Source organism: Mycobacterium sp. PSTR-4-N, assembly GCF_022348085.1.
Classification (GTDB): Bacteria; Actinomycetota; Actinomycetes; order Mycobacteriales; family Mycobacteriaceae; genus Mycobacterium.
Genome location: NZ_JAKRFN010000039.1, coordinates 1 through 19,406, shown reverse-complemented (window position 1 = coordinate 19,406; position 19,406 = coordinate 1). Strand labels below are relative to the sequence as shown.

General features: G+C 66.2%; 24 protein-coding genes. 17 read left to right on the top strand and 7 right to left on the bottom strand.

What is annotated here, in order from left to right; translation table 11 throughout:
* Window positions 1-119: 119 nt before the first annotated feature.
* The 4 genes from MHN84_RS29080 to MHN84_RS29065 all read left to right on the top strand — a co-directional run bounded on the left by MHN84_RS29080 (window position 120) and on the right by MHN84_RS29065 (window position 2,903).
* Entirely contained in the window at window positions 120-1,223 is a 1,104-nt protein-coding gene (locus MHN84_RS29080; protein WP_241207929.1) for a sulfite oxidase, read from the top strand.
* 3 nt (window positions 1,224-1,226) lie between these two features.
* Window positions 1,227-1,610, top strand: coding sequence for a YidH family protein (locus tag MHN84_RS29075; protein ID WP_052429215.1), 384 nt, complete (start codon window positions 1,227-1,229; stop codon window positions 1,608-1,610).
* A gap of 6 nt (window positions 1,611-1,616) precedes the next feature.
* Window positions 1,617-1,919 (top strand): DUF202 domain-containing protein, encoded by a 303-nt coding sequence (locus MHN84_RS29070; protein ID WP_043416434.1) that lies wholly within the window; start codon window positions 1,617-1,619, stop codon window positions 1,917-1,919.
* Window positions 1,920-2,147: 228 nt separating this feature from the next.
* Window positions 2,148-2,903 (top strand): YfbU family protein, encoded by a 756-nt coding sequence (locus MHN84_RS29065; protein WP_241207928.1) that lies wholly within the window; start codon window positions 2,148-2,150, stop codon window positions 2,901-2,903.
* 630 nt (window positions 2,904-3,533) lie between these two features.
* On the opposite strand, the gene MHN84_RS29060 is transcribed toward MHN84_RS29065, so the two are convergent.
* Complete coding sequence (locus MHN84_RS29060; protein ID WP_241207927.1) at window positions 3,534-3,707, bottom strand: hypothetical protein; 174 nt, start codon at window positions 3,705-3,707, stop codon at window positions 3,534-3,536.
* 438 nt (window positions 3,708-4,145) lie between these two features.
* Here MHN84_RS29060 and MHN84_RS29055 point away from each other — a divergent pair, with 438 nt between their 5' ends.
* Window positions 4,146-4,472: a hypothetical protein gene (locus MHN84_RS29055; RefSeq protein WP_241207926.1), complete on the top strand. Its 327-nt coding sequence runs from the start codon at window positions 4,146-4,148 to the stop codon at window positions 4,470-4,472.
* A 66-nt stretch (window positions 4,473-4,538) separates the two neighbouring features.
* Window positions 4,539-4,727: a hypothetical protein gene (locus MHN84_RS29050; protein WP_241207925.1), complete on the top strand. Its 189-nt coding sequence runs from the start codon at window positions 4,539-4,541 to the stop codon at window positions 4,725-4,727.
* A 92-nt stretch (window positions 4,728-4,819) separates the two neighbouring features.
* Here MHN84_RS29050 and MHN84_RS29045 read toward each other — a convergent pair whose 3' ends face one another.
* From MHN84_RS29045 to MHN84_RS29035, 3 genes are all read right to left on the bottom strand, one after another.
* Entirely contained in the window at window positions 4,820-5,539 is a 720-nt protein-coding gene (locus tag MHN84_RS29045; protein ID WP_241207924.1) for a hypothetical protein, read from the bottom strand.
* A gap of 254 nt (window positions 5,540-5,793) precedes the next feature.
* Entirely contained in the window at window positions 5,794-6,024 is a 231-nt protein-coding gene (locus MHN84_RS29040) for a hypothetical protein (protein ID WP_062660260.1), read from the bottom strand.
* On the bottom strand, window positions 6,017-6,574 hold the full coding sequence (locus tag MHN84_RS29035; RefSeq protein WP_234794348.1) for a ParA family protein: 558 nt from the start codon (window positions 6,572-6,574) through the stop codon (window positions 6,017-6,019). The genes MHN84_RS29040 and MHN84_RS29035 overlap by 8 nt, the downstream gene beginning before the upstream one ends.
* Before the next feature lie 467 nt (window positions 6,575-7,041).
* Here MHN84_RS29035 and MHN84_RS29030 point away from each other — a divergent pair, with 467 nt between their 5' ends.
* On the top strand, window positions 7,042-7,248 hold the full coding sequence (locus MHN84_RS29030; RefSeq protein WP_241207923.1) for a hypothetical protein: 207 nt from the start codon (window positions 7,042-7,044) through the stop codon (window positions 7,246-7,248).
* 196 nt (window positions 7,249-7,444) lie between these two features.
* Here the strand turns inward: MHN84_RS29030 and MHN84_RS29025 are convergent, their stop codons facing one another.
* Window positions 7,445-7,672, bottom strand: a complete 228-nt coding sequence (locus tag MHN84_RS29025) for a hypothetical protein (RefSeq protein WP_062660262.1) — start codon at window positions 7,670-7,672, stop codon at window positions 7,445-7,447.
* Between the two features lie 82 nt (window positions 7,673-7,754).
* On the opposite strand from MHN84_RS29025, the gene MHN84_RS29020 reads away from it, so the two are divergent.
* The 10 genes from MHN84_RS29020 (at window position 7,755) to MHN84_RS28975 (ending at window position 17,710) form a co-directional block, all read left to right on the top strand.
* Window positions 7,755-8,042, top strand: a complete 288-nt coding sequence (locus tag MHN84_RS29020) for a hypothetical protein (protein WP_241207922.1) — start codon at window positions 7,755-7,757, stop codon at window positions 8,040-8,042.
* Between the two features lie 11 nt (window positions 8,043-8,053).
* Complete coding sequence (locus MHN84_RS29015; RefSeq protein ID WP_241207921.1) at window positions 8,054-8,374, top strand: hypothetical protein; 321 nt, start codon at window positions 8,054-8,056, stop codon at window positions 8,372-8,374.
* Between the two features lie 69 nt (window positions 8,375-8,443).
* The gene (locus MHN84_RS29010) at window positions 8,444-8,785 is read left to right on the top strand and encodes a hypothetical protein (RefSeq protein WP_241207920.1); all 342 of its coding nucleotides are present in this window, start codon (window positions 8,444-8,446) and stop codon (window positions 8,783-8,785) included.
* 149 nt (window positions 8,786-8,934) lie between these two features.
* Complete coding sequence (locus MHN84_RS29005; RefSeq protein ID WP_241207919.1) at window positions 8,935-9,300, top strand: hypothetical protein; 366 nt, start codon at window positions 8,935-8,937, stop codon at window positions 9,298-9,300.
* Between the two features lie 421 nt (window positions 9,301-9,721).
* On the top strand, window positions 9,722-10,810 hold the full coding sequence (locus MHN84_RS29000) for a rep protein (protein WP_241207918.1): 1,089 nt from the start codon (window positions 9,722-9,724) through the stop codon (window positions 10,808-10,810).
* Window positions 10,811-11,127: 317 nt separating this feature from the next.
* Window positions 11,128-14,466: a MobF family relaxase gene (gene mobF / locus MHN84_RS29840; protein WP_308193001.1), complete on the top strand. Its 3,339-nt coding sequence runs from the start codon at window positions 11,128-11,130 to the stop codon at window positions 14,464-14,466.
* A 262-nt stretch (window positions 14,467-14,728) separates the two neighbouring features.
* Entirely contained in the window at window positions 14,729-15,850 is a 1,122-nt protein-coding gene (locus MHN84_RS28990) for a diguanylate cyclase domain-containing protein (RefSeq protein WP_241207917.1), read from the top strand.
* 24 nt (window positions 15,851-15,874) lie between these two features.
* The gene (locus MHN84_RS29940) at window positions 15,875-16,306 is read left to right on the top strand and encodes an ANTAR domain-containing protein (RefSeq protein ID WP_308193000.1); all 432 of its coding nucleotides are present in this window, start codon (window positions 15,875-15,877) and stop codon (window positions 16,304-16,306) included.
* A 317-nt stretch (window positions 16,307-16,623) separates the two neighbouring features.
* The gene (locus MHN84_RS28980) at window positions 16,624-17,331 is read left to right on the top strand and encodes a TetR/AcrR family transcriptional regulator (protein WP_241207916.1); all 708 of its coding nucleotides are present in this window, start codon (window positions 16,624-16,626) and stop codon (window positions 17,329-17,331) included.
* 190 nt (window positions 17,332-17,521) lie between these two features.
* A complete protein-coding gene (locus tag MHN84_RS28975; RefSeq protein WP_052544363.1) occupies window positions 17,522-17,710 on the top strand; it encodes a hypothetical protein in 189 nt (62 codons plus the stop codon).
* 176 nt (window positions 17,711-17,886) lie between these two features.
* Here MHN84_RS28975 and MHN84_RS28970 read toward each other — a convergent pair whose 3' ends face one another.
* Both MHN84_RS28970 and MHN84_RS28965 read right to left on the bottom strand, forming a co-directional pair.
* Window positions 17,887-18,618 carry a TIGR02391 family protein gene (locus MHN84_RS28970; protein WP_241207915.1) on the bottom strand — a complete coding sequence of 244 codons (732 nt, stop codon included), beginning with the start codon at window positions 18,616-18,618 and terminating at the stop codon, window positions 17,887-17,889.
* Entirely contained in the window at window positions 18,615-19,208 is a 594-nt protein-coding gene (locus tag MHN84_RS28965) for a recombinase family protein (protein WP_052544372.1), read from the bottom strand. The genes MHN84_RS28970 and MHN84_RS28965 overlap by 4 nt, the downstream gene beginning before the upstream one ends.
* Window positions 19,209-19,406: the final 198 nt, after the last annotated feature.

The window sequence follows — 19,406 nt, the reverse complement described above, 5'->3', positions numbered from 1 at the left end:
CCGCGACCTGCCGCGATGCGACCACAACGTGGGCCGCGAAGGGCTGTCTCGTTTCTCTACATGCGAGACCGTTGGGGGTTTGTAGGTATTGATTGGTCTCTCATGGGTACACCGCAGGGGTGACCACCCAAAGAGGTAACCGCCTGCCGGATCGTGACGATGGTGGCGTCATCGTCAAGCCCACGCCGACGGAGTTGATGGAGGACGCCGGGTCTGGTCTGGACTTCGGTACCCGGCCCGACCGGATGCCGGGGTTGCTCACTCCTATTGATCGGTTCTTCATCCGCAGCCACGCCCCGACTCCCCGGATCGACGCGGCTACGTGGCGGTTGCGTATCGACGGTGATGCCGTGCGCCGGCCCGTCGACCTTGACTACGACCAGCTGTGCGGCGGGTTCGAGGTGGTCTCGGTGCAGCGCACCCTGGAGTGCGCGGGGAATCGGCGGGTGCTGCTGGGTGAGGAGTTGGGCACGACGTTTGACGGCACCCAGTGGGGCCGCGGGGCGATCAGCACCGCGGAGTGGACCGGGGTGCGGTTGGGTGACGTGCTTGATCACGCTGGTGTCGACGAGGGCGCGGTGGAGGTGTTGGCCGAGTCGCTCGACGACGTGCGGGCGTCGCGGCCGTTGCCCATGACCAAGGCCTTGGCCGAGGACACCGTGGTGGCGATCGCGATGAACGGTGAACTGCTGCCCCCCGATCACGGCTTTCCCGCCCGGCTGGTGGTGTCGGGGTGGCTGGGCGCGGCCAGCATCAAGTGGCTGGGCCGCCTGGAAGTCTCTACCACCAGATTTCACGTTCCATGGAACACCGAGGACTACGTCCTGATCGGACCGGACTATCCCGCCCACGGCCCGGCCCAGGGCGAGGTCATCACCGCCCTGGGGGTATCGACCTTGATCGAATTGGCGTGGGACGCCCGGCTGCCCAGCGGTCCTCAGATCATTCGGGGACGAGCGTTCGCCGGTGAGCACACCGTCACCGCTGTCGAATACGCCGCCGACGACGGAGCCTGGCAACCCGCGGACATCACCACCGCGGCCGTGCCCGGGTTGTGGGTGCGCTGGCAATTCCGGTGGGACCCAACCCCCGGTGAGCACGTGCTGCGAATCCGCGCGTTCGACGATGCCGGGCGCAGCCAATCCGAGCACACTGCGTTCAATGAGTTGGGATACATGCACGAATCGGTGGTGGCTCACCCCGTCACCGTGTGCGAGCCGTGACTGATGCCCGCTGACGGCGATCTCGACGATTCCCCCGGCGCGGCTGGTCGGGAACCCGACTACCGGTTCACCCTGGCCAACGAACGCACCTTTTTGGCCTGGATCCGCACCTCGTTGGCCCTGATCGCTGGTGGGGTGGCCCTCGTGCAGCTGGTTCCCCGGTTCGGTGTGCACGGGGTCCGGCACCTGCTGAGCATGGTGCTCGTCGTCGGCGGCGCGGCGTTGGCCGTGCTGGCCGTCTGTCGCTGGCAGCACGTGCAGCAGGCAATGCGCCGCGGTGCAGCGTTGCCGCCCAGCCGCCTGCCGACGATCGTGGTAGTGGCGACGGTGCTCATCGCGGTGCTACTCGTCGTCCTGTTGATCACCTCACCCCCGCCCACCGGCTGACCCCACATGACCCAGACCAGCCGCGATCCGGGCCTGCAACCCGAACGCACCCAGTTGTCCTGGGAACGCACCTCGCTGGGGTTCCTCGCCATCGGGGCCCTCGTATTGTTGCGACACGGCGAATTACCGTTCACTGGAAGGCTTCTCGTCGCCACAACCGCCGCAGTGTCGGCGCTGGCGGTCGTGGTCATCAGCCGACGCTTCGTATCCGCCGACGCCGCCTCACCGGCCGCGGTCATCGCGCTGGGCTCCCTCACCGCCGCCCTGGCCCTCGGTGTCGCCATCCTCATCATCACCGCCGAACCCTAAACGATCCGAACCCCACCACCGCGGCAGTTATCCGCGCAGACCCTGTTGCCCAGATTCCACGGCGCGCACGACTCTAGCTCCTGAGACGACATCTGAGGCGTCTCAAATTTCTAGAAACGAGAACAGCTCCTGGCGACACCGTGTCCCCCTGAGCACCCTTGTCACACGCGTAGTGCTGTGTGACACTGTTTATCGGTTGTCATACAAAATTACGTTAAGGAGGGCGATATGGCCGTCTTGAATATCCGAGTCGACGATCAGGTCCGAGATGAACTCAAGGACATGGCTGACGCCGAGGGTGTCACCGTCAGCGAGTACGTCCGCGATCTGCTCACGGCGGCGCTCGTCCCTGGCTATGAGTCCAAGGAGGACCACGGTGACCTGCCGGCGCCGGAGACGATGCGGATTGCCGATCGGCAGGTGCTCTCCCTGCTTCACCGCATCCTCGCGCGCGTGCTGCCCGAGGACAACGACGACGTGGACGGAGACCTCGGTTATCAGCTGGGGCGTGCGCGGGTGATCGAGGCGGGCTACACCGGGGAGTACTGGCGTGAAGTCGCCGGGTTCAGCCCCGAGCTGTCCAAGCGTGATTGTGGCCGTGTCCTGGACATCCTCGACATGTTCCGCATCATCACCTTCAGCATCCGGCGGCTGGAGAAGGACGGGACCGCCGTCGACGAGGACCTCAAGTACGAGCTGGAATTTAAGGGCTTCGACGGCAACGACGGACTGGAAAACCACATGGCCCACTACGTCGAGTTCCTCATGAGCGACGGCCGGTGGGCTGAACTGCACGAACAGTGGAAGAGCAACGACGAGGGGAACTCCCACGCCCTCATGCTTGATACCTACATGCGCATGGTTGCCGAACACCGCCGCATCAAGGCCAGCCGCGACCGCGGATTCCACCGAGAGGACTACCTGCTGTCCCTCGACGAGCTACAGCAGATCGCAGGCGCTCGCCACCCGTCGCGCCGCGGCTAGCTCGAAGAGGCCTGGCTCTCCCGGCCTGGCGCAAAAGACACGAGACGGCTCCCGCCCGGCCCGCAAGCGGGCCGGTTGGGTCTGAAAATCCGGTGCCCCACTCAGGAGCGCGAGGCCGCCAGAAAGCTGTGCAGCAGAGTATTCGGCGTCGAACTACCGTTCTCGGCATGAGAAACCAGATCAGCACTCAGTGGGTGCTCATCGAAGCGGTTCAGGCTGACGACGTCCTTTTCGGCCAGGACTCACAGTCGAGCTGGCCGGTCCTCAGCTCCCAGCCACATCCGGCGCAGCACTGGCGTCGTCTGGTGTCGGGCGAGCCCGGGTCCGGTCGCTGCCTTGATGCCCCGATCGGTACATGGGTCCGTCGAGTGCTGCAGTAGGCCGCCCGCGCGACGGGCTGTAGTCCGCCCCGTGACGGCCCACGTGACGGCCTATGTAACCCGCGTAGGAGTGGCCCCTGGCCGTGTCTGGGCATGAAAAAGCCTCGCGCGTCGAAATCGAGTTTCGACGACTGCGAGGCGAAAGCCAGCGTGTATGCGCGTGGGCCGCTGACGGGGCCGACCGGCGCGGAGGCGGTTACGGCGGCATCGGCAGGTTTCTCCCGGCGGAAAGGACGCTCATTTCAGGTGGCTACCGGAACCACTCGCGAAGCGCGGTCGCGGCCGCGCCCACGATCCCGGCGAACCCACCGAGGATGGCCACGATGCGTTCCGACGGCTCATCGCGCCGGCAGAACACCGCTTGGTAGACCATCACCAGCACAGGCAGAATCCAGACCAGATTCCACGCGCCCGAGACGAGCATATTGACCTCCTTGCGAGGTGTACCAACAGAAAGTGCCCGACCAGGGGCCGGGCACAAAAAAAGCCGGGAAGACCCGGCTTCGACGCGCACTAAGCGCGCCTTTTCATGGGTGAACCCATGAAAAGATCAGTCCAGCAGTGCATTTCGGTGGCTGGATAACCTACGGAACTGGCTGTGTGCGCAGTTGTTCGGGGAGCCCGCTAACTAGGGCGGGAGAGAAGGTTTTCGCGGTAGCGACCGGATGTGGACACAGTCGTGCTACTGCGATTGTGCGGCAAGTCTACCGGTATCAAGGCCAAAGCGGGGGTGACAGAAAAGTCCGGGATGTGCTGACATCAACCGGATTTTGGGCGCACTAACGGCACCTCATTCACTGTACTCGCAGCTAGATGCCCCCGAATGGAAGGAGGCGACCTCGGCGTGTCGCACTAAGCGCATTTGGATCAGGCGCGGGTCCCCGTCTTCATCGAGGACGAGGACGAGGACGATGTGTCACTCGTCGGGGGTGGCGACTCCCGGCTCGAACGCCTTGCCGGAATTGAACTCTTCGAGGCGCTCACACAGATCGGTGATCGCCTTGCGGATGAACTTCTGCTGCTGTCCGATGCCGGTGTACGGCCGTGTTCACGTAATGGTGTTGACCATCCGCTCTTTCAACTCCACGGGCAACGACAGCAGGATGTCGGCGGACTTGCGGCCAGGGTCGTTCAGAACCATCCGGTCATCTTTGCCTGGCGCTTGATGACGCCGTATGCGTTCGAATGATTCCAACGAGTTCCCTCGCATCGCCGTGCTCCGCACACCATTGTCCAACTCCCCTACCCTGGAGGCGTGAGGAGCGACGGCGACGACACCTCGAAGCCGCTGACACGCTGCTTTGGTCAACTACCTGACCTCGTTGTGCCCGATGACTTCGATGTCGACTACGACGATCTGGCGTCAGAGTTCAACGGGGACATCGCCAATGCTGAACGGCGGGCTGCGCGGGACCGCTATGCCCGGCGAGCGGAAGAGGCGTAGATCCCCTGCCAAGCACCTGAGAACTGCACCTTGCCCCGGTGTGTGACGTAATGACGTATAGGTGCAAATTACGTCTATACGTCTATACGTCATTACGTTGCATTTCCCGGCCTTTGAGCTAGCACCGCGCGGACCTGACTCCGACCGTCCACCCAATCGTGTAGGTCGTAGCTGATTGAGTTCAGTAGCGGCAGCAGAACACGGTCGTGTAGGTGTTTCACGTCCACGTAGAGCAGCGAGTCCATGTGTGAAACGCGGTTACGGAGCTTGCGGAGGTCGCGCACCTTGTTACCCGTGCCGTAGCCCCGCGGGTCCTGTTTGACGTTCGGGAATCCCCCGTGCAGGCAGTTGCGCCATAAGTCGCGTCGAGCTTGCAGGTTCACCTGGTTTTGAACCGGATTTCCGTTCGGGTCCACCCAGCTCGCGTCGAACTTCTCCGGTAGAAGACTGGCCCAGGTTCCGAACATCACGTGCGCCACTAGGTCGTCGTGGGTGATCGCGTCCCCGTGCCGGGGATGGCTCGCCGGCCGAGATCGGCGCGATTGGTCTGCTGCCTTGTACAGCTTGTGACGCGTCGTGGTGAACACCGCCGGTCCGGACAGGTACGGAATGTGGGCGATGTAGTTGATCCAGTCAGCGCCATGTCCATGTTGTTGCGACCAGTTGCTTAGCTGCGTGTCGATCGCGTGACGCACTGCGACCTCGGCAATCCCTAGCGGATCTTGCAAGGCCGAAGCGAGCTCGATATTCCACTCGTACAACGCCAGCGCGTCGGCATCCTGACCGCCCGCAACCGCCCGATAGTGCGCCAACCGCGAAGCGTGTAGGCACTTGAAGACCTCGGCCGGGACTACGGGCATAACCGGTCACTGTGCCAGAAACAAGGAAGCCCCCCTCACAAGGAGGGAGGCTTCTTCACGAACAGCTCAGCTCGGAGAACCGGCTGCATCTGCAAGCGAGCATACACCGGACCCGTCACGGCATCAACGGCTTGTGAAGGAGCGGCCCGCCCGCCTCAGTAGCGAGCCCACGGGCTAGGACGCAATGACGTAATTGCGTCAATACGTCATTGCGTCTTGACGTTCTGCGCCAGCCACTGTTCGGCCAGGTCGGTGAGGATTCTGCTCATGCTCGTGTCCTGATCCAGCGCGGCCTGCTTCAACCCACGCACCGTGGCACGAGGCAGATAGACGGTGGCGCGCTGCATGTCGTCGGTGGGGGAGCGGAACGCTTCGGCCGCCCGTTTCGCCGGTTCCGTCTTCACCCGCGCGGCCATCTTCGAAGACAGATCAGACATGGACTAGCGCCTCCATCAATTCGTTCAACACGTCGTCATAGCCGTGCAGCTGGCTTGGAGCCGAACCGAACGCCCGCCGAATCCCCTCACGCCGCACGATCCGCGTCCCGATCACCGGCACCCCCTCGTTCTCAAGCAGGGTTTTCACCTCATCGGCTAAACGGGTGCGCAGGTCCACACCGGTCAAAAGGACAGCAGTCGGTCTGTGTGCGGTGATCTCTAGGGTTGGCCATACGCGGCGCACGTCCAGCGGTGAGGCCCCCGTGGGCACTACGACCAGATCGGCGAGTTCGATCGCTTCCTGGATCACCTGGGCCGTACCAGGGGGAGTGTCGACGATCGTCAGATCCTGACGGCCGTTGACGTCGAGTGGCCGCCGGGCCGGCACCACGGGGAAAGGAAACGGGTCGTCGGCCGCGGCCGCCGCCCACTCCAGCGCCGACCCCTGAGGGTCGGCATCGATAAGCACGACATCAAGGCCACGGCGATGCGCGGCCACTGCGAGATACACCGCCGACGTTGTCTTCGCAACGCCGCCTTTGGTGTGCACCAAAGAGACTGTAGGCATGCCGCAAGTATACGTCACAACGCATTGACGTATATGCGTCATTGCGTTGAGACGTTATTACGTCTCGCCAGTTCAGGGCACACTTCCAGCATTGTGATCTGACCGTAACAACCTGATTTGTCGGAATTCCGGCCGACAAGCCGGCATTAGAGGGCGTGCCACTACCAACCCCAAACGCCACCCCTCCAGCGGTGCCGAGCACTTCGGCGAATCGGACGCTGCACGCCGCGGGTCTATACCTGCTCAGGCGAGACCCGGAACTGCCGCCACGCCAGGCGACGGAAACCAGCTCTCGGGCCGGTACTTCCCCGGTGTACCGGAACCACGACGAGAAAGGTGCGGCCAGTGCCAGGTAAAGCACGCTGTGCCAGTGCCAGCCCAGAAGAAGAGAGCGGGACTACAGCCAGCTCCAGGAGCCATCTCCTGACCACCGAACAGGGAGACGCCCAATGAGCGAATCCATCCTGATCGTCGTGGCTATCATCGTCGTGGCGATCACGGTCCTGGGCCTGGCGATCTGCGTGCTCGCGGGCTACCTGGCCCGCATTCCCGACTGCAAGGTCACCATCGGCGAAGTCGGCCGAGCAATCGGCGCCATCGTCGGGGTCGGCCTCGAAGCGGTGGCCACGATCATCACGTCCGTGCGCCGACCGTGAGAAACCCGGCTCATGGGGGCAGCGGACTTCCTCGGCCTCGATTGTGGCGAAACGGTGGGTGGTGGCCGTCAAGGCCGGTACCGCCGCTGCGCGGTCGACCTACCGGTCGAGCCTGGACAGCCACCACCCACCGCGCAAACGGGCCAGTACGAGGAAGCCGGGAGGGAAAACGCTGGCCAGGCTCCGGGGGTCCGAGCTACTCGGCCTGGGGCACCCCGGCACGGTCCAAGAACTCGTTGAGCGCCGCATCCACGATGTCAGTGACCGCGTACCCGCGGTCCTTCAACACCTCCACGCGCTGCTGCGTGCCCGGACGCACATAGGTGTTCAACGGCACCTTCTGCTGCCGCTTACGCAGCGGCAGCGCGCTACTGCCGGCGTCGGCCGCGCCGCCGTCGAGAGCATCCCCAGCCGAATCGGGCATGCACGCATCCTACATGCATTAATAAAAGTATCTTGCATGCAACTTGCTTGCATATATGCACGCACGTTCTTACAGTGAGGGCATGGAAATCCTCGGCACGGTCCAAGACGACGTGAGTGCGGTCCGGGACTTCGCATCCCAGGTCGGTGCGCTGTGTGCGCAGCTGACAGCCAATCCGTTCAACACCCCCGCCGCAGAGAAGCTCCTCGATCTGCTCCTGGAGGACGCCCCGGTAGTGGATCTCGCCTTCGAACGAGTGTTGCGGTCGGTGATCCACGGACCCGCATCGACTGGCGCCCCGATCCTGGACATGCTCGGCGACCCACTGGGCACCCCGCACGCCGCGCTCGTCGTCGGCGCGGCGGCCTAAAGTCGGCCCTGATGAGCGCACCCTCGCCGCCGCCGAAGCCAGGCTCCGCCGAGCACTGGCAGGCATGGCTGCAGCGGTACGGCGGTGACTACACCGATGACGCCGAGCGCCGCGCCGCATACCAGGACTTCACGACGAACCTCGACACCATCCAAGCCGTCTTCTCCCAGTCCGATGACATGCACGTCGCCGGCTACCTCGAAGCCCACGAACGGGTGGCCAGCGGCGACGCAGACAGCCCCGACGACGCCGAGACATGGGTTTCAGGCGATCTCACCGGCCACGCGCGAGCGGACTGGCTCGAAGGCTTCCGCTCCCACTTCGAGCCGTAGGCCCCGGCCCTGGCGAGGAGGCGGTCGGAATCACCACGCTTTCCGGCCCGCGCCGCACGACCGCGACGCGTGCACTCCTGCACGTCCGAGACCATGCCGCCACCCGTCGATCCCGCAATTCAGCGCACCGTCCAGGCGGTCTACACCACAAATCTCGGGCTACCCGAGGACTGGACCACCGACCAGCGGACCGAGTTCATCCGCGACGAGGTCGACCGAATCACGTGGATGGCCCGTGCCCACGCCGCCACTCTCGGCGACCTGAGCATCCGCGACTGGACTTGCCGACACCACGGCCAGGTGCCAGACCCATTGACGCAGAATGCATTACGCGCCGAGGCCCGCGCCCAAGCCGTGCGCCAGGTCCTCAGCACCGAGCTATACGAATTGATCGTGACCGACTACTGGTGACGAATCGAGCCGCGGCCCCGCACGGACCTCGCTCCGCGCTGTTCCAGAAACAGCCGTGTGCGCCTTGGCGTGTCGCGCGTTTCCAAAACGGTTTCGATGCAAGGGTGTGCAGTATGGCTCGCCCAAGCAAAGGTGACCGTGCAGCCCACATGGTCAAAACCCATCCGGCCGTCACCCAACGCCTCGTCGAGAAAGCCGCCGCCGCTGGCTCATCCTCGGTTACTCAGTACGTCGCGGACGTGCTCGCCCTGTACGCCGAAATGCCTCAGCACGTCCGTGAACTCAACAACCAATCAGCGCTTACGGTTCCGCGCACACTCCCGCCGCTTCGCGGCGACGTCTATGGACGGATCATGGTCCGCCCGCATCGCGAAGTCTCCGAACGCCTCACAGCACAAGCGCCGGGCTACAAAGTGCCGCCGTACATCGCCGACATCCTCTCCGTACACGTCGGACTGCCCGAGCACGCCCGCACGCGCGACGACGCCGAGGAGGTTCTGCCGCTGGCGATGTGATCACCCGCCAAGACCTCAACTTTGCTGGTCGGGTCTTCGCCTACGTGACATCTGAATAGCTGGTGTGCGGATTCTCCCGCTGACATGACGAAGGCCCCGCGTTAGCGAGGCCCTGTCGGGGGTTTTGAACCGAGCTGGAACTCGGTTCTGGGTCCGCACCCATTCCCCGAAGGGATCTGTCTTGGTGGACAGTTCTCACGGTAGCGCACGCCCTGAAGCTGCACCAGATTCGGCGCGCGATCGGTGCGCAAACCGTGACCTCTTGAGCGCCCGCTCACGTCGGGCGAACAGTGCGTGGCCGACGCCGCTTGGCGCGGCTGTAGCTCCTGCTGCTCCCAGTCCTCATGTGGTGCGTGCGCTGGCGCACGAGCGTCGCCGTGACTGGGTGACGCGCGCCGGCTCCTGCGCACCGTCCGCGCCGATGTGGACCAGTCGCGCCGGCTGGCTCGACGGGCTGTCGCGGTGGGTGCACTCTCCGGCGTTCGGACAGCTGTGCGCTGAGGTGCGGGTGTCGATCACCACGGCCACGCTGCTGGCGATCGCGGCGGTGATGGCCGAGCACGCCGATCACAGCACCGGCCGCCACGTCGCGATCACCCGCGCGACAATCGCCGACAAGGTGGGCTGCGACGTGCGCACCGTCACCGCCGCCTGGCGCGTCCTGAGGGCCTCCAGATGGGCCGTGGAAGCGCAGCGGGGCCACGGTTCGACAAACACACCCAGCGTCGGCCGGCGACCCTCGGTGTATCACCTGGTGCCGCGTCGCGAAGCCCGTCCAGTGACCCCACCACTCGTGCATGATTTCCACCTACCGCCGTCAGGCGGTGTTAGTTGTTCTTCTCCCGTAGGGAGTTACTCACCAAGCGAGCGCGCAAGCGCGCCCGCCAACCGATGCTGCGACACGACGCGACAAGCACGGCCGCGGCGCGCGACCGCGCGACCGCTGGCCACCCAGAAACTCGCCGCTGGACTGGTCGCGCTCACCCATGGTCTCAACCGCGCCCACATCGGTGCCATCTGCGATGCACTCACCGGCGTCGGCATCGACCCCGCGGTGTGGTCCGCGCGTGCGGTCAACGACGCCCTCAACGCCGACATGCGCACCCGAGGAACGACGTGGCCCGACCACATCGCCAACCCCGGCGCGTTCCTGGCCAGCCGGTTGCGACGGCTGTCCTGGGCACCCCCCAAGACGACGCCGACAAAGGCCGGCGGCTGCGCCGCCGCCAACATCGACCAGACGCCGCGCCCGGTGGTGCTCACCGACGCAGCGCGGGCCCGGATCACCGCCGCCCGAGAAGAGATCCGCCGGGTGCTCACCGAGCGCGCCCAACGCCCCCGTGAGGACCACACCATCAGCACGCCCATCGCGTCGTCGCGGCGCGGCATCGGGGTGTCGGTCCAGACACGGCACGGCGGCGCGATGAACCGACTCGCAGCAGACCACCGCGCCGTCCGCGGCGAAGCGATGGAGCGCACCGTTGAACGTTCGGGTCGACGACGCGCCTAGTGGTTGCGAATCGGCGCGCTGACGTTGCGGCCAGACGCGACTCTCAGCACCCCCACCAGCGGTCTTTTTCGTCGCTTCTCACCCACGTCTTCCGCACTGCCTCCCGCTTCTCTCCCCACCCTCTCGCTTGTTCCATTTTCGCCCGCTCACCGCATCTCCGCTGCCTCTCACACCCCACCCCGACCCTCAGTACCGCTCTACCATGTTAACGGTATGGCACATTTGCACAAGGTGTGCGAGGCTGGGCGGGGGCGCGCCGTGGGCGCGCTCCCGCGGGGTCGGTGGTGGTCGCGTTTGGGCGGGAGGTGTGCGGTTCGGTGTTGACGATCGCCAAGCTAGGGGCGTGGTCGGTGTCGTACTACGTCGACACCGCGCGTCAGGCATCGGCGGCGGCACTGGAATCGGGGGCTGCCGGTGGGGGTTTGGGCGAGTACTACAGCGAGTCCGAGACGCGGGCGCCGGTGTGGTTTTCCGCCGGCCGGGACGCGGCCGCGGCGAGGGGTTTGACGGGCGCCGGCCGCGACGGCGAGAACGCCGATTTGAGCGCGGTGACGCGGTGGCTGGACGACGGGGAATCGCCGTGCGGCGCGAGTGGTCGGGCGTTCGGACAGCGGGCCTCCGTGCACGGCTATGACTTGACGTTCTGCGCCCCGAAGAGCGTGTCGCTGATGCGCGGTCTGGGCAACGACGTGACCGGCAAAGCGGTCGCAGATGCGCACGCCTTCGCGATCACCGAGGCGATGGAGTATCTGGCCGAGCACGGGGGCTACACCCGTGTGCACAACCCGCGCACGGGTGAGAAGGATCTGGTCCGTCTTCCGGGGATCGTGGCGGCCGGTTTTCAGCACGAAACCTCGCGGGCCGGGGACCCGCATCTGCACACCCACGTGTTGGTCCCGAACCGGCAGGCCCGCGCGGACGGGCGGCTGGTGTCGCTGGACGGCACGAGTCTCTATCACGAAGCGAAGGCCGCCGGGATCGTCTACCAGGCCACGCTGCGGCGGGAGCTGACACGTTCGATCGGCGTGGAGTGGAACGATGTCGATCCGCACACCGGGATGGCCGAAATTGCCGGAGCCGATCGGCGCGATCTGAGGTCGTGGTCGACGCGGTCCACGCAGCTGCGCGAGTGGGCGGCGGGGCATCTGCGCCTCGGCGGCGATGACGAGCTTTCCGCGGGGCAGTTGGCGACCGCGCAGAAGGCCACGCGGCCGCGGAAACCCGAAGGTGTGGCATGGGCGTCGCTGCGTGTCGCATGGGCCGATGACGCGCGGACTTTCGGCATCAACAGACAAGTGCAGCGGGACGCGCGAGACGCGCGTCGGGCTGTCGGTGTGGACTACGCGGAGGTGGTGCGTCGCGCGGTGTCGCACGGCCTGACAAAGGCGGCGTTCACGCGTGCGGATCTCGTCGAGGCGATCGGCGCGCGGATGCCGGTCGACGACGCTGATGGACCGTCGCCGCGGGAGGTGATCGAGCGCCTCGCCGATGGTGTGGCACTGCGCATCGGAGACGAGCGGCAAGCGCATCAACGGGAGGGGTCGATCCGCTACACCGCCGCCGATCTGGTCATCGAAGAACGCGCCGTCATCGACGTGATGGGCCGACGTGACAGCGCCGCGGTTTTGCCGTTCGTGGACACCGCTGGGCTGTCGGCGGATCAGGCCCGCGCCGTCACCGCCATCGCGACCTCAGAACGGCTCGTACAGCCTCTCAGCGCCCCGGCGGGGGCCGGGAAAACCCACTCTCTGCGGGCGCTGCGCGCCGCGGCGCACGACGCCGGGAAACGCGTTCTGGTGGTCGCTCCGACCGGGCGTGCGGTCGACGTCGCGGTGCGCGAGCAGGCCGGCGACCACGGCGCCACCCTGGACGCGTTGTTGGGCCGCCTCGAGCGCGGCACCGAGGTCCTCGACGCCGACACCGTGGTCGTCGTCGACGAGGCCGGCATGGTCGGCACCCAACACCTGCGACGGTTGCTGGAGGTGGCCACGGCCGCCGGAACGAAGGTCGTGTTGGTCGGTGACGAGCACCAGCTCGCACCGGTAGCGCAACGCGGCGGCACCTTCGCCCAACTGGTCACCGATCTGCCCTGGGCGCAACGTCTGTCGCAGGTGTGGCGGATGCACGATCACGACGAGCGCGACGCCTCACTGGCGGTCCGCGACGGTGGGCCGGCGGCGTTGCGCCGCGCGGTGGGCTGGTACCGCCGCCACGAGCGGCTGCACATCGGGGATCAGGTCACCATGGCCGATGACGCCGTGGCGGCCTGGACGGCCGACGTCGCCGCCGGCCGTGACGGTCTGCTCATCGCCGATCGGTGGGAGATGGCCGATGCGATCAACATCCGCATCCACTCCGAGCGGATCGGCGACGACGCGCCCACCGTGGCCGCCGCGCGCGGGCATCGCGTCGCGGTCGGCGACGTGGTGATCACCCGGCAGAACACCACCGACATCCCCACCCGCACCGACCGTGGTGCCGACGCCGATCCGATTCGCAACGGACAACGCTGGGAGGTCCTCGCCGTCGACCCCGCCGTGGGGCGGATCGCGGCGCGGCGTCTCGACGACGGTGCCATCGCCGTCCTATCGGGCGATTACCTGCGCCAGTACACCCATCTGGGGTACGCGGTCACCGTGCACGCCGCCCAGGGCGTCACCGCCGACACCTGCCACACCCTGCTCTCGGCCGAGGCCGCGACCCGCTCCATCGCCTACGTCGGTCTGACCCGCGGCCGGCACACCAACACCGTGCGCCTCTACGACACCCGAGCCGGGGAAGCCGACCACGAACACGCCGACCCCACCGCCGCCGGTGTCCACACCGCGCGCCGAGGCACCCCGGCGCAGGCCGCTACCGCACTGCGCAGCGTCCTGGGCCGCGACGACCGCGCCGCCACCATCACCGCCGCCGCGGCTGAGGAGGACCGGCTTCCCGACCAGGTGGCCGACCTACGCCGCCACCACCGCACCGTGACCGCGCGGCTGCACCGCGAACACCGCGGCGACCGCCACGTCGCCCACGACCAGAGCGCGCAGCGCCGCGCGCACGCCTCGGATCGGGCGCTCGTCGAGGTCCTGGCCGCCACCCACCGCCACGGCGACCCACTCCCCCTGGCCGGGTCACACCCCCATCCCGTCAACGTGGCCACCACAGCTCCGTATGTCGTGGCCGCCCTGTCCGCCGAGCACTACACCCCCGACACCGCCGAAGCGATCAAGGTGGCGGCCACCGTCGCCGGACGCAATCACGCCGTCATCGGCGCCACACCTCACCCCGGCCGTCCTACCCTCAAGCAGCTCGCCGCCTTCCTCTCCGGTGACCATGACACGCACCGCGGGCCGGTTGTCGTCGTCGAGGATGCCGCGGCCGCCGACCCCAAAGCTCTCGCCGCGGTGGCTACCGCCGTCGTTTCACACCATGGCCGGCTCTTGCTCATCGACAGCGGCGAGCCAGGGGCGGCCAGACGGCTCCTCGACAGCCTGGCCCTGCCCTGGAGCGAGAACACCCGAGCCACACCGGATGTCGCCGACCCCGCACTAGCGTCAGTCGCGGACAGTCACCGCGAATCGGCCGCCCGCAGCTGGCGCATCCTCACCACCCCACTCACCCGCGACCGCGGACGCGAGCGGGACCACGGACTGGACATCGATTAGCCCCCGACCACGTCGGACCAGATGTCTCGTCGCCGATGTACAACCTGCTCAGTCTGAAAGTGAACTCGCCCAAAGGGCGATCGGGCGGGATCACCGACACCACCGACTGCGACCGCAACTCGTCACCCCCGGCCGTCTGAAGGTGGTCGTCCGCCAGAGTGATGATCTGGCCGTCGGCGACCACCGGCTCAAAAGTGACAGCAAAGTGATCAACGACGTCTGTGGTGACGGGTGAGCGTCTGGAAACGGGCATCATGGGCCGGTGCGGGAACAGGAGGCGTTGAGCGATGATCACTATCACTGGCTGACCTCGCTGGTGACAGCTCGCCACCTCGAGAAGCCCACCTGCCGCCTGATCGCGGCGACGGCGTTCCTGTTCGGCGTCATTCCCCTGCTTCTGATCACCCACCAACCAGGGCCGTACACGGCGTGGCGTGTCGGGGTTGCGTCGGCAATCACCTTGTGCACCAGCGTCATCGCCGTCATGTGGGCGACGCGATGCTGGCCGACCCGCGGGCAGTCCCGCGCCAGTGCAGTGGTCGCGACGGCGTGCGTGGCCGCTGCGGTGGCGGTGATCCCCGACCCGCTGGTCGCCGCGCTGGGCGCCATGGCCTTCGCCGGGCCGGCCGGGTTCACCGCGCTGTTTCACACCCGTCGACTGCTGGCCGGCACCGGGGCGGTCGCGGCGGCTACCGTGGCCCTGGCTACCTGGCGCCTCGCGACAGCGCAACCCCTTCTCGCGGCTGCGGTCCTACCACTGATCGTGTTGGTCAACATCTTCGCCGGGTTCGCCTGGCTCCTGGTGACACACTTGACCGACGCCAAGGTGTCCTCCGCGCTGACCGACCCGCTGACCGGTGTGTACAACCGGACGGGCTTCGATGAACAGATCACCACCCTGCTCGGTGCCCGCGACCGCAGCGATGACCAGTACCTCGTCATCGCGGCGATCGGCGTGGACACTCACGGGCTGCTGATGAGCCTGGGCCACCACGCCCAGGCCGAACGCGCGGTTATCACCGCAGCCCGTCAACTACGGACCGCCGTGCGCCGCGACACCGTGCTGGCCTACCGCGGCGACGGTGACTTCCTGCTCGCCGAGCTGTTCACCACCGCCGATCCCGCCGTGATGTTGGAGCGCCTGCGCGGCACGCTCACCGATCGCCCCGCCGAACTCTCTGCCAGTATCGGCGCCGTCAGCACCTTGCTGGCGCCGCTGAGCGCACTTCCGCCCAACGACGTCCTCGACGAACTGCTGTATCTCGCCGATCAGGCCCGCCACGGCGCCCACCGGGCCGGCGGCAACACCGTACGCACCACCATCAACCCCGCACTCACCGTCCTTGACGATGAAGACGATGACTCCGGAGCCATCGACGGCTGAGCAAGCGGCGATTCGTTCCTGCGGATGCGGATCAAGAGGGCAGTCGTTGCGTCCTCGGCGACGGAGCAGGTGAGTGAATCGGTTACCGCGCTGTCCGGGGTGAGGCGGCGGAATCGCGCGTTCACAGCGGGTTTCGGGGTACTCACACGTGCACGCACACATGCTGAACGGAGTGTGGGGTCAATGACCGACTTGAGCCGACGCACGCATCCGGCATCACGACGTGTCATCGACCTGGCGACCGGGATTCTCATGGGCCTGCGAGGCTGCTCGGAGCAGGAGGCGTTCAACGATCTCGTTGCCACGATGCACGAGACCGGAAGTGGGCCGGACACTCTGGCTCAAGCACTCATCGACCTCGTCACAGGTTCCCCCGCTACCTCTCCGCACCATGCTGAAGCAATCCGCCAGTGGGGTCGCCTACTGCCTGACCGGGCGACGTACCAGTCCCACTAACGACGAATTGAGTCCCCGATTGCCACATTCTTCGGCGGAGTCCGCGCCTTCACTTCGTGGGGGTCGAGGCGCACCACGCCGAGAAGCAACGGGGCTTGGGCTGTGCGAATGTGTCGACCGAATCGCGCAGACCGCACGATTCCTGATCACAGCCTGGCCGGGCACCCCCGAGAGTCGGAGCATCGACTCCGGCGCCCAGGGGCAACGCGACAGACACGTGACCTCGAAGAAACGACGATCGTGAACCCCCGGACGGGATATCGCCGACGGCGATATCCTGCCTACCGGTATCGGCGACGTCGGGAGGTGTGGCAGCAATGAGTCCGGCACACCGCACGCACCGTGTCAAGGGCACCCGACCCGGTCGCCCCAGAGGCCGGACATCGGAGTCGACGACGCGTCGCGACATCGTGCTCGCCGCGCGCGAGGTGTTCCTCGAAGCCGGCTACGAAGGCGCCACCCTGCAGGAGATCGCCGACCGCAGCGGCGTCAATCGCAGCGTGCTATACCACCACTTCCCCACTCGTCGAGACGTGTACGACGCCGCCGTCGCCGACGCGGGTTGCGTGCTGCACCGCGTGATGGCGCGTGCCGCAGCCGGTCCCACCCTGGTCGAGCAGTTGACAGCCTACATCCGAGCCTCGCAACGGGAGGAGTGCCGCGACCGGCATCTGTTCCGGTTCCTCATCGCGAGCATGGTGCACGCGGCGCGGCGCCCGGAATCGCCCACCGGCGGCGGATTGAACGACGCCGCGCAGATCTTCGTCGAACGGTTGGTGGCAGACGCGGTGCGACGGGGCGAGCTGGATCCGGCCACCGAGGTTCCCGCGACGGCGGCCACCATCGCGTCCGTCCTGTTCGGTGTCGGCATCCACTCGGGGTTCATCGGCAGTGCGGCCGCGATGGGGCATATCCGCGACCAGTTGGTGCGGACACTCACCGACGGGCTGCCCTTCGCCGACATTCCCGCCCCGATCTCGGCGGGGCGGGGCGCGGCGACGCGACGCGATTGGAAGACGCAATGAGTCCACCGATCCTCGACATGCGAAGGTTGAGGGTCGAGGTTTGCTCTGATCGTGTCAAAGGTGCTGTGACCCGTGTTCCTATTACGTGATTCTCACGGCGGGCGGTGAAACCGTTGACCTCTGCTCCCTTTTCTGGTTGATTGCTCCGAGGCGATGTCGGAGAGGGGTTTTCATGCGGCTTCGTTCGACGGTGACGATCATCGACCTCGAGTTGCGGGTGCTGGTCGCATACCGCGCCGCTGACGGCGTGTATGGAGAAGTTCCTCCGATGAGCGTCTTTGACGAGTTGCTCGATCAGCGGTTACATCTCATGGCCTCCGGTGGCGCATCGACGTATGACGGGAGTCGGGCAGCGACTTTGAGTGCCTTCTCGTTGTGAGGGTGCCGCTGGCGATGTTAGTAGTGGGCGGCTTCGGCCCTCCCCAATAACGAACGTTTCGTAACGGGGGCACCCCGCTAACGCCTCTGTCGTCGTCACCTGCCGAAGCGGACACCGAGTCCGATTCGATAGCCGTCCGGCGGACGAAGTAGCTCTCCCCGAACCGCGACGCCCGCTCATTCGATTTCGGAGGTCGGCGGGATGGGCGACGCGTCGTGAAACCTGTTGCCGTGCTCGAAGCGCATCTGTGTGAGAAGCAGTGAGCAGGAACCGATTACGCCCATCGCGTACCGTCTGTGATCGGATCGGTTTTGAATGCGGTGGGCGTCTGCGTTGCGGATTGCCTGGGCGATGCCCTGAGCGAGCAACTGCCAGCCTTGTTTCTCCCCGTCAGCCAGACCCATCCGGAATTCGCCGTTGTTGCCGAAGATGGCGACGGCCAGGTCCTTTCCCACTTCGGTGACCGGGCGGCCCGCCCAGCGCCGGATTCTATCCTCGGTGAAGATGACGGCTTCCCGAGCAGCTTTCCCCCAGGCCTGGCTGCGTACTTCCGGGGCGACGTGTTCCCAGAGTTCGTGGTCGATCCCCGCCTCGTCGGCGACCGGCCCCTCCTCGGCGAGGAGCTCGATCTCGGCCACTGCTGCGTCGAGCAATCCCTGGACCTCGGGGATCGTGGCGCGGAAAAAGCTGGTAAAGGCACTGGAGTCGCCCATGGTGTACATCGACGGTGTCCATTTAGTTTTGATGAATCGCTGTGTGATGTGGTGCTTTTCGCCGAGTGCGCGAGTGAGTGCCGAGCGTGTGCGCGGCTCCCATGAGTTGAATTCGGCTGAACTCGTCGAAAGCGGTAGAGAGGCCGCTTCCTGACGCAGCGCTTTCAGTCGGCTGATGGTCTCGTCGTAGTTCACGGGGTGTTCTCCATGGGGGTGGAACGCGAGGCCTGAGACAGGTAGCGGTAGGCCGTCGCTCGTCCGATACCGAAGGCGGCGGCGAGTTCTCGCACGGGCTCGCCGGTGGCGGCGAGTCGCCGAAGTTGCTCTTGCCGTTCCCGATTGAGTTTCGGTGGCTTAGTGACCGGCAGTTGCCGGCTGCGGCGGGACTCACGCGATGACGCACGGCGTTCCCGTCCGAGTTCGAGTTCTAGTTCGGCGAGTGTGGCCATGATCGCTGCGACGGCACGTCCAGTCGGGGTACTCGTATCCACACCTTCGCGTAAGGCGCGCAACAGGATTCGACGCTCGCTCAGCTCTGCGATGGTGCGGGTGACTTCGGCGACGGAACGGCCGAGTCGGTCGATGGCGGTGACGACCACGGTGTCGCCCTCGCGGGCGAAGTGCAGCAGACCCGCCAGGCCGGGCCGGTCGGTGTTCACGGCACCCGAGAGCTTGTCGGTGAAGACCCGGTCGGATTCGACGCCCTGAGCAGCGAGTGCGGCCAGCTGCACAGCGAGGTCTTGGCCCGCGGTGCTCACGCGGGCGTATCCCAGAAGCGTTGTCACGACTCCTACCGTCTCATTGCCCAGCGACATCGACGATCTGAGACACGCCGTGTGAGACGAGAAATGAGACACCGCGACCTGCCGCGATGCGACCACAACGTGGGCCGCGAAGGGCTGTCTCGTTTCTCTACATGCGAGACCGTTGGGGGTTTGTAGGTATTGATTGGTCTCTCATGGGTACACCGCAGGGGTGACCAC